Below are 9,315 nucleotides of genomic sequence, written 5' to 3' on the forward strand. Positions count from 1 at the left end.
GCTATTCCGCGTCGGGCAACACATACGGTGGGCGGACGTGATATTTCCGACAAAGGCGCCGGACGCAAAAAGGTGGGAACCCACGTACTGTGGATTCCCACCTTTTCATATGCGTTTCATGCGATCGAACGCGATAGCCCGCGTATCAATCGCAGCGAACTCACTTCTGGCCCTGAGCGGCGACGGCGGCGGCACCGGCAGCGGCGGCTTCCGGATCCAGGTACTCGCCACGCGGCTTGATCGGCTTGAAGTTCTCGTCCAGCTCGTACAGCAGCGGCATTGCGGTCGGGATGTTGACCTTGGCGATCTCCTCTTCGGAGAGGTTGTCAAGCATCTTCACGATGGCGCGCAGGCTGTTGCCGTGAGCGGCGATCAGAACGGTCTTGCCGGCCTTCAGCTCCGGCTCGATGTCGGACTTGAAGTACGGCTCGACACGCTTGACCACATCGGCCAGGCACTCGGCTTCCGGAACCGGATCGCCGGTGTAGCGCGGATCATGGTTCTGCGCGTACTCGTCGTTCGGATCGATCTCGGGCGGCGGGGTGGCGTAGGAACGACGCCACAGCATGAACTTCTCGTCGCCGTACTCTTCGCGGATGGTGGTCTTGTTCTTGCCCTGCAGAGCGCCGTAGTGACGCTCGTTGAGACGCCAGCTGCGCTTGACGGGGATCCACAGGCGATCGGCCTCATCCAGCGCGTAGTTGGCGGTGTTGATGGCGCGGCGCAGCATCGAAGTGAAGACGATATCCGGAAGGACGTTCTTCTCCTTGAGCAGGCGGCCGCCGTTCTTGGCTTCCTCGACGCCCTGTTCGGTCAGCGGGACATCGACCCAGCCGGTGAACTGATTGGTTTTATTCCATGCGCTCTGTCCATGACGGAGCAGTACTAGTTTGTAAGTCATAGTTGCCAGTCTACCGCCTTGTGCGGCCAACACAACCGGTGATGACGATTATTCGGTTACGGTCATGCAACAATTTTCATTCCGATGCACGGACGTTTGCAGTCGAGCTCAAGCGAACGCCACCGTTGCGACGAATGCGGCGGCGAGCGCCAGCGAGGCGAAGGTGCAAAGCGGCAGTGCTTTGCCGTAGTGTTTTCTTGCGATTGCGACGGCTGTGGCAGCGCATATCGCGCAGGTAATCGCCAGCATGACGATTGTCGAGATCGTGCACGCCGATTGCAGCTTGGCATACGCGACAGCCAGCAGCACGGCAGCGGCCAGCAGCACGATCGTGAATACGGTACCGTTGCGACGGCCCAAAGCGGTCATCCACGTATGCTTGCCATGCTCACGATCGGATTCGATATCACGCAGGTTGTTGACGCACAGGACCGCGACGGCGATGAGGCCGACGTTCATGCCGCCGAACACGCCCGCCAAGGAGACCGTGCCGGTCAAAGCAAACATCGTGCCGCAGGTGGCAACCAGGCCGAAGAAGACGAATACGAATATCTCACCCAAATAGTGGTAGCCGTAGGAGTGTTTGCCGCCGACATAGCACCATCCGGCCACGAGGCAGGCGATGCCGATCAGAATGAGCCACCAGTAGCCGGTCAATGCGATGACGGCCAGACCGCACAGGCAGGCAATCAGCGCGTTGATTCCGGCCGCGGCCAGCACTTTTCTGGGATTCACGCCGGATGCGACGAGACGGGCGGGACCACGCTGGGACTGCGATGCCTGAGACGAAACCGGTCTTGAATTCCGTTCCGTAGGCTGATTCTCCGAATCGATGGCACGCCCCTCATCGGTGCCACGCACACCGTCGGAATAGTCGTTTGCATAATTCGCGGCGATCTGCAGGAACAATGCCACGCAGCCGCACAGCACCGCCACCACAGCAAACCAGCCCACCGAACGCTGGCAAACACCGACCAGCGAGCCAAGCTTCCACTCCCCCAGGTCATGCTGCCCGCCGAAGAGCGGACACGGCTCGTGCAGCAGATCACCGCCCTGCGAATACACGAATGCGCCCTGCCACGACAGCGCAGTGCCAATAACCACCGGAGCGATCGCCAATGGCAACGTCTTCAGGCGAGCGCCGCGAACCCAAGTCAATACCTGCATGAACGCCATTCTACGTGCGGTTCAGGTTTCCGGGTGGCCCCACTTTTCGGTGAGCCATATGGCGATCGCCTGGCTGCGCGTCCTGGCATTGAGCTTCGCCATGGCACGTTTGGTGTGGGTTTTGACCGTGAGCCACACACACGTCTACATATACTGACTGGTGATATGAATTCCTGATTGACCAACGCACAGGAAGACCCATTGACGGAGGGAGACGCCATGTTGGCCCCATGGTGGCGCAGAGCCGTAGCATACGTCATTCGCATCATATTGCCGGCATCGTTGCTGTCACAGCTGATAGGAAGCATCCTGTTCGACAGATCCTCACCGGATGGAACAACCGGATTCTGGCTATTCGCCGTATCCGCCGTCGCCGCCGGCATGTTCTCCACATGGTCCACGCACAACGGTCAATCCTGGGCGCATCGTCTGCTCAGGATCCAGGTATGCAATCAGGATTCCGGAACTCCCATAACCGGCTTGGCCATGGGACTACGCGAGATAGCGCACATCGTTGGGCACCGCTATGTATCGGTTTCCTTTGGCCATTATGGGACAAGAACAATCAGACCTTCGCCGACAAACTCGTCAACACGATAGTGGTGAATGTGGCCTAGTTCATGCAGCGTGTCTAGCTTCAATGTTTCGCAGACATTCCCCGCTATTCTTCACAGCAGCACGAAACACCAGATGAAACACATTCTCAAATGCGAAAAGGGCGCTTCCCTATCGGAAAACGCCCTTAGATTTTCTTGCCTCAGTTCAGCGGCTTCATTTTAAAAGGATGGCTCCGGCGGAAACGGATACCTTCGTCGGCGAACAGTCCACAGGACTGTTCTTCTCCTCGGGCGGCATCCTGCCAAGCGGGATGCCGCGCCTCGCGTCAAACCGATATGAACTGAGCTTCGCTCAGTTCAGCGGTTTGACCAGCGGGAAGGTGATGGTCTCGCGGATGGTGGCGCCGGTCAGCGCGATGAGCAGTCGGTCGATACCCATGCCCATGCCGCCTGCCGGAGGCATGCCCACGCCGAGGGCCTCCAAAAAGTCCTCATCGATGTCGCAGGCCTCTTCATCGCCGGCGAGCGCGTCCTTGGCCTGGGCCACGAAGCGTTCGCGCTGCACGACCGGGTCGTTGAGCTCGGAGTAGCCGGTGGCCAGCTCGAAGCCGCGCACGTAGAGATCCCACTTCTCGACCACGCCGGCCTTGGAGCGGTGGCCCTTGACCAGCGGGGAGGTTTCGACCGGGAAGTCGCGCACGAAGGTCGGCTCGTACAGCTTGTCCTCGTAGAAGTGCTCCCACAGGTGTTCGACGAGCTTGCCGTGGTTCTCCACGTCATCGCGCTCCACGCCGAGCTTGTCGGCGATCTCGCCCAGGTGCTCCACGGAGGTGCCGGGGTTGTCCGGGCCGCCGTTTGGCACGATCTCCTCGCCCAGAGCTTCGGAGAGGGAGTCATACATGCTGATGGTCTTCCATTCGCCGCCGAAGTCGTATTCGGTGCCGTCCAGCAGGGTCACCTTGTGGCTGCCGAACACGTCCATGGCGGTGTCCTGCACAAGCTGCTTGACGAGCGCGCCGATGGTGTCGTAGTTGCCGTAGGCCTGGTAGGCCTCGACCATGGTGAATTCCGGGGCGTGGGTGGCGTCGACGCCTTCGTTGCGGAAGTCGCGGTTGATTTCGAACACGCGGTCGATGCCGCCGACGAGGCAGCGCTTCAAGAACAGTTCCGGCGCGATGCGCAGGTAGAGGTCCAGGTCGAAGGCGTTCATGTGCGTGGTGAACGGACGTGCCGCGGCACCGCCGTGCACGGTCTGCAGCATCGGGGTTTCGACCTCGAGGAAGTCGTGGTCGGCGAAGGTCTTGCGCAGGGAGGCGACGGCCTTGGAACGGTTGCGCACCATGTTGCGGATCTTCTCGTCCGCGATCATGCCGATGTACGGCTTGCGGGTGCGGGTGTCTTCATTCAGTTCCTTGTGCAGGGCCGGCAGCGGCTGCAGCGCCTTGGCGGCGATGGCCCATTCGGTGGCGAACACGGACAGTTCGCCGGTCTTAGAGGCGATCACGCGGCCCTTGATGAACAGGTGGTCGCCCAGGTCGACCAGCTGCTTGAACTGCTTGAGGGAATCGGCGCCGATCTCCTTCTTGGAGATCATGCCCTGGATCTTGGTGCCGTCGCCGGCGGCGAGCTGCACGAAGCACAGGCCGCCCGCGTTGCGCAGGAACAGCACGCGGCCGGCGATGCCGACCACGTCCTCGGTCTCGTCGCCCGCTTCGAGCTTGCCGTCGTACTTGGCGCGGACCTCTTCGATGGTGGCGGTGACGTCGAGGGTCACCGGGTACGGCTGGATGCCTTCCTTGAGCATCATGGCGCGCTTGGCCACGCGCATCTGCACCTGCTCCGGGTGGGCAAGGGGGCCGAATTCCTTGTTGGACGGGTCCACGGCCTCGTCCAACGTGGCGCCGTCGTTGATCTTGGCGCGGATCGCAGCATCCTGCTGCAGCAGCATTTCGGCGCGCTCCACCGTGGTCATAGTGGGGACCGCAGCCTCGTCCTCATTCTGGTTTTCTTGGGATTCATTGGTCTCAGTCATAAGCCAACAGTGTACCGAGAAGCCACTACACAACACGCGACACGCCGTATTTGCAAGCGCCGCGCAATCGTGTAACATAACCAACTGTTGCCAAACGGGCTGTAGCGCAGCTTGGTAGCGCGCTTCGTTCGGGACGAAGAGGCCGCGGGTTCAAATCCCGCCAGCCCGACAACTAAGGCGGAACTTCGGTTCCGCCTTTTTCTTTGCCTTTCCATCAAACCGACGCTAGGCATCGCCTCACCGTCGATTTCGCGGAAATCGCAATATCGAACCGACGCCCGGCACCATCCAAGTGCCACACCAAGCATCGGTTCTGTGGAAAATCCAAAATAAGGAATCCCCATGAAGAGAAGCATTCTGGCGCTGGCATCCGGCGCCTTCATCCTCGGCGCCGCCGAATTCGTGATGATGGGCATCCTGCCCCAGACGGCCGCCGCCATGCATGTCAGCATCCCCGCGGCCGGCCATTACATCTCCGCATACGCCATCGGCGTGTGCGTCGGCACGCTGATCCTGGTGTTCGGCCGCAAGGTGCCGCCGAAGCATCTCATCATCCTGTTCATGGCCATCGCGCTGGTCGGCAACACGCTCAGCGCCGTCTCCTTCTGCTCGCCGATGCTGCTGGTGGCGCGTTTCATCTCCGGACTGCCGCACGGCGCGTTCTTCGGCACGGCCACGCTGATCGCCAAGACGCTTGCGGACGAGGGCAAGGAGGCGCAGTCCGTGTCCATGATGGTGATGGGACAGACGGTGGCCAACATGCTGGGCGTCCCCGCGGGAACATTGCTCGCCGAGGCGATGTCCTGGCGGCTGGCGTTCGCAATCCTGGCCGCTTGGGCGCTCATGACGATCGTCGTGGTGATCTCGTGGGTTCCATCCATCGAGCCAATCAAGGACGCCGGCATCAAGGGGCAGTTCCGATTCCTCACCCATCCCGGCCCGTGGCTGATCCTGCTGGCCGTGTTCTTCGGCAACTCCGGCATCTTCTGCTGGTGGAGCTACGTGTCGCCATGGCTGCAGAAAACCGGCGGATGGCCGGCTGCGATGGTGCCGATGCTGATGGTGCTCGCCGGTCTCGGTATGGTGGTCGGCGGCATTGCGGGCGGCAGGCTGACCGACCTGTGGAAGGCGGGCGCGACCGCGGCGCTGTCGCACGGCATCGCCCTGTGCGGACTGTTGCTGGTATTCCTGCTGCCCGGCAACCATGCGACCACCGCGCTGCTGACGTTCATCATCGGCTTCGCGCTGTTCTTCAATTCGTCCCCGCAGCAGCTGCTGATGGTGCAGGCCGGTGAGGGCGGCGGCGAGCTGATCGCCGGCGCCGCCGTGCAGATCGCCTTCAATTTCGGCAATGCGGTCGGTTCCATCGTCGGCGGCGCGGCCTTGACCGCGACTGCGATGAACTACCATTTCACCGGCCTGGCAGGCGCGCCGATCAGTCTGCTTGCCGTAATCCTGCTGGTGCTCTACACCCGCCGCTACGAAACCCGCGCCTAGCCACACCCACCCCATCCCCAATCCACTCAATCCCAATCCCACCATCGGTTCCATCGCCCCCATGCCGCCAAACCGACGCCTAGAGGAGCCTAAGCGTCGGTTTGGCGGAAATCGCGATATCAAACCGATGCTTGGAGCGCTCACCGTCGGTTTGGCGGCACGGCTTCCGCGGAACCGACGCTCAGCAGCCTCCCACCGTCGGTTTGGCGGAAAGGAGGCGATGGAACCGACGGATTTCCACATATCCACAGGCGGATTGTGGAAGGGGTTATTGCGTTTTTCCCCTGGTTTCGCGCTGCTTTACGGCAAGAGAGCGTTGACTTGCGGCGCAGGGATTGCGATTGCGCCGCCGATTCCCCATGATTTCGCGTTTTCCATGCCACAAACGCTGAACACGACTAGAGTGGCGTACCGTGCGAAGCATTGTGAAACGAATTCTCGTCACCTGCGCGGCGACCACCGCGCTGGCGCTTCTTCTGACCATGGTCTTATGCGCGCTCGGCAATGCGATGGCGCCGAAATGGCAGGTCGAGCCGTTCACGGACCATATCACGCCCACTACGGCCAGCACCGCCATCCAAGCCGTCAACCCGACCACGGGCGCCGTGCTCAAAACCCCGCAGGAAGGCGCGTACCGCACCAAGGAAACGCATATCACGGTCGCGTTGGACGGTGACAAAACCGTGAACGCCATCGTCCGCGAGCCGCTCGACGCTCCGGCAGACCGTCCCGCATGCCTGTTCCTGCACGGCTCGGGTACCGGCAAATCGTCTGAGGCGTTCGGCGACGTGGCGAACGCGATGGCGTCGGCCGGCATCACCACCCTCGTGCCTGACAAGCGGCTTGACAACTACACGATGCTGCACCGCGACTACGTGTCCAGCGCGCGCGACTATGCGAAATCGCTGGAAATCCTGAGAAACTGGCCAGGCGTGAGCAAGTCGGAAACCGGCATCTACGCCGAATCGGAGGGCACGTGGATCGCCACCGTGCTGACACAACAACATCCGGACCTCGCCTTCGCCATCCTCACCTCTCCCCCGGTTGTTTCGGGCCGCCAGCAGATGACGCTCGCCGCCACCAATTATCTGACCGCAGCCGGCGCGCCCAACGCAGTCAAGCAACTCATTCCGCGCATCACCAGCCTTGGCACGCAACGCATGGGACTCGCCTACGCGGATTTCGACGCGGCCAAATACCGCACATCGCTCACCATGCCGCTGCTCATCAATTACGGTGTCAAAGACACGGCCATGCCTGTCGAACAGGGCGCACGGCTGCTGACCAAAGCCGCGAACCAGGCCGGCAACACGAATGTGACGCTGCGGTATTACGACGCGAACCACCAGCTGCGAACCGGTTCGAACCAGACGGTTCCGGGACTGCCATTGGAGCCGCATTACACGCACGATCTGGAGGATTGGATCAACGCGGTGGCAAGCGGCACGGGCGCGGACGATTGGGCGACGCCGATGGTCGCCGGAGCGCAACCGGACCAGACGGTCACGGCACCGCTGCAGACCCCGCCCGCGCTGGTGAAATCGATGGGCGTAATCATCGGCGCAATCGCGGTTTGCCTGCTGTGCGCATTGCTGGCGATGTGCGGCGCGCCGATTCTGCTCATCGCCGGCTGGGTGCGCGAGCGCCGTGCGTCACGGCGGATATCACGCGATTCAGCTTCGGTGGATTCGACCATTTCGAACGTCTCTCCAAGCCTGTCCGCGCAGCCGAACGTGGCGCATCCGATCGGAATAACCGACCATCGTTTCCCAACCAGCATGCGCACCGCACTGATAATCAACACCCTTCTTGCCGTCGGCACGACCGGCGTGTTCCTGGCGTATCTGGTCACCGTCATCATCGATGCAATCTCATTGACGGACAATTCGGCGGTGCTTGCCAAGAACTGGCATGTCATCGTCACACTCACGTGGCTGAGCCTTGTCGCGTTCGCCTGGCTGCTGGCGGAAATCATCGTGGACATGTGCCGTCGTCATGCCGAAAACCGCGCGATCGCAGACATGAACACCACCGCGAATACGAAAACGCATATGAAGAATGGCCACGATGCCACAACCGGAATCCGATGCGAATCGAAAGAAAATGGAAAAGCATGCATCGGATCCGGCCATGTCATCGTGGCCACGTGCGTGGTGGTGTCGGCGGCGTTATCATTGACGCTGCTGGCCTTCTGGGGATTGTTCTGCTGACCGGCGCTCCTGGCGGCGCAGACGCACCGCGGCGACGACGGCCCAGACCACGGAGATGACGAGCAGCAACGCGCCGAGGCCTCCGACCACGTAGAAGAACAGCGTCGAGGGATTCGGCATCCACCGCCATGCGCCGATGGGCAGCAGGCACAGCGCGGACATCAGGCCGACCAGGCAGAAGAACACACCCAGCACGATGGTTCCGGTGCTTGGTCCGGACGGGCGGATGACCAGATCACCGTCCGTTTTGCCGATGCGCACCTGTTTGGAGGAGTCGACCGGCCTAATCGGATTGGCTGGACCAGCCTGATGCGCCGATCGGCCCGTGGAATCTCCGCGCATATCCTGTTCAGAGGTCTCCTGCGATTCGAACTTCTCTTGCGGTTCCGTTCCACCGTCGAACGGCCGCTGGAACGATTCGGTTTTCGCCTCGTCCGGATCGCCGGCGACCGGCAGGGTTTCCGTAGGCTCGTCCGCGACATCCGCGATTCCCAAGACGTCGGTCAACGGCACTTCGCGGGTTTTCTCGTCGCTCATTTCGTCTCCTTTCCTTCGGCGCTCTTTCCTTCGGCGTTCTTTCCGTTAGTATTCTTTCCGCCGGTGCTGCCGTGCGATTGGCCGCCAGTCGTTCCCAGCGGCAGCTTGCTGTCGGACGCGTACTGCATGGTGACGCTGCCGCCGACCGTTCCATCGACGTTGACATACAGGTCCGGCTCCTCCGGAGCCTTGTCCGAATCGATCGACGGCCAATACCACTTGTTCTCGTAGATCGTTTTGAACGCCTTGTCCAGATCCGTGCCGTCGTATACCGAATCGTACGGATCGTCCTCAGTGTCCGATTCATCGGATTCGTCCTGATCGTCGGCATCGTCCGAACCATCATCGTCCGAATCCTCGGGATCGGTGGTGCCGTCGAGCGCCGGAACGCCCTTGTTCACCCCATGGTGGCCA

The 9,315-nt window shown here is 61.5% G+C and carries 7 protein-coding genes, 1 tRNA gene and 1 pseudogene; 4 read left to right on the forward strand and 5 right to left on the reverse strand.

All coding sequences use genetic code 11. From position 1 onward, the window contains the following. Window positions 1-160 precede the first annotated feature (160 nt). Entirely contained in the window at window positions 161-901 is a 741-nt protein-coding gene (locus ACR0P8_RS01000; RefSeq protein WP_432622829.1) for a phosphoglyceromutase, read from the reverse strand. A gap of 108 nt (window positions 902-1,009) precedes the next feature. Beyond that, window positions 1,010-2,077 (reverse strand): 1,4-dihydroxy-2-naphthoate octaprenyltransferase, encoded by a 1,068-nt coding sequence (gene menA / locus ACR0P8_RS01005; RefSeq protein WP_432622831.1) that lies wholly within the window; start codon window positions 2,075-2,077, stop codon window positions 1,010-1,012. Between the two features lie 210 nt (window positions 2,078-2,287). Here menA and ACR0P8_RS01010 point away from each other — a divergent pair, with 210 nt between their 5' ends. Then, window positions 2,288-2,668 (forward strand): RDD family protein, encoded by a 381-nt coding sequence (locus tag ACR0P8_RS01010; RefSeq protein WP_432622841.1) that lies wholly within the window; start codon window positions 2,288-2,290, stop codon window positions 2,666-2,668. A 309-nt stretch (window positions 2,669-2,977) separates the two neighbouring features. On the opposite strand, the gene lysS is transcribed toward ACR0P8_RS01010, so the two are convergent. Beyond that, window positions 2,978-4,657, reverse strand: coding sequence for a lysine--tRNA ligase (gene lysS / locus ACR0P8_RS01015; RefSeq protein ID WP_217063199.1), 1,680 nt, complete (start codon window positions 4,655-4,657; stop codon window positions 2,978-2,980). Between the two features lie 95 nt (window positions 4,658-4,752). Between lysS and ACR0P8_RS01020 the strand changes: the two genes are divergently transcribed. The 3 genes from ACR0P8_RS01020 to ACR0P8_RS01030 all read left to right on the forward strand — a co-directional run bounded on the left by ACR0P8_RS01020 (window position 4,753) and on the right by ACR0P8_RS01030 (window position 8,364). Next, window positions 4,753-4,826, forward strand: a tRNA-Pro gene (locus ACR0P8_RS01020). Between the two features lie 173 nt (window positions 4,827-4,999). Beyond that, the gene (locus ACR0P8_RS01025; protein ID WP_432622833.1) at window positions 5,000-6,154 is read left to right on the forward strand and encodes an MFS transporter; all 1,155 of its coding nucleotides are present in this window, start codon (window positions 5,000-5,002) and stop codon (window positions 6,152-6,154) included. Between the two features lie 422 nt (window positions 6,155-6,576). After that, window positions 6,577-8,364 carry an alpha/beta hydrolase family protein gene (locus tag ACR0P8_RS01030; protein WP_432622843.1) on the forward strand — a complete coding sequence of 596 codons (1,788 nt, stop codon included), beginning with the start codon at window positions 6,577-6,579 and terminating at the stop codon, window positions 8,362-8,364. Here ACR0P8_RS01030 and ACR0P8_RS01035 read toward each other — a convergent pair. Further along, window positions 8,326-8,901: a hypothetical protein gene (locus tag ACR0P8_RS01035; protein WP_432622835.1), complete on the reverse strand. Its 576-nt coding sequence runs from the start codon at window positions 8,899-8,901 to the stop codon at window positions 8,326-8,328. The two genes, ACR0P8_RS01030 and ACR0P8_RS01035, sit on opposite strands and share 39 nt — an antisense overlap. Continuing rightward, a pseudogene (locus tag ACR0P8_RS01040) lies at window positions 8,898-9,315 on the reverse strand (PspC domain-containing protein); the annotation flags it as partial. The pseudogene ACR0P8_RS01040 and the gene ACR0P8_RS01035, both read right to left, overlap by 4 nt.

The sequence above is a fragment of the Bifidobacterium sp. genome (assembly GCF_050874245.1).
In the GTDB taxonomy this organism is placed as follows: domain Bacteria; phylum Actinomycetota; class Actinomycetes; order Actinomycetales; family Bifidobacteriaceae; genus Bifidobacterium.

Coding starts and splice junctions, on each gene's coding strand:
- ACR0P8_RS01000 (WP_432622829.1), bottom strand. CDS start 901: ATGACTTACAAACTAGTACTGCTCCGTCATGGACAGAGCGCATGGAAT.
- menA (WP_432622831.1), bottom strand. CDS start 2,077: ATGGCGTTCATGCAGGTATTGACTTGGGTTCGCGGCGCTCGCCTGAAG.
- ACR0P8_RS01010 (WP_432622841.1), top strand. CDS start 2,288: ATGTTGGCCCCATGGTGGCGCAGAGCCGTAGCATACGTCATTCGCATC.
- lysS (WP_217063199.1), bottom strand. CDS start 4,657: ATGACTGAGACCAATGAATCCCAAGAAAACCAGAATGAGGACGAGGCT.
- ACR0P8_RS01025 (WP_432622833.1), top strand. CDS start 5,000: ATGAAGAGAAGCATTCTGGCGCTGGCATCCGGCGCCTTCATCCTCGGC.
- ACR0P8_RS01035 (WP_432622835.1), bottom strand. CDS start 8,901: ATGAGCGACGAGAAAACCCGCGAAGTGCCGTTGACCGACGTCTTGGGA.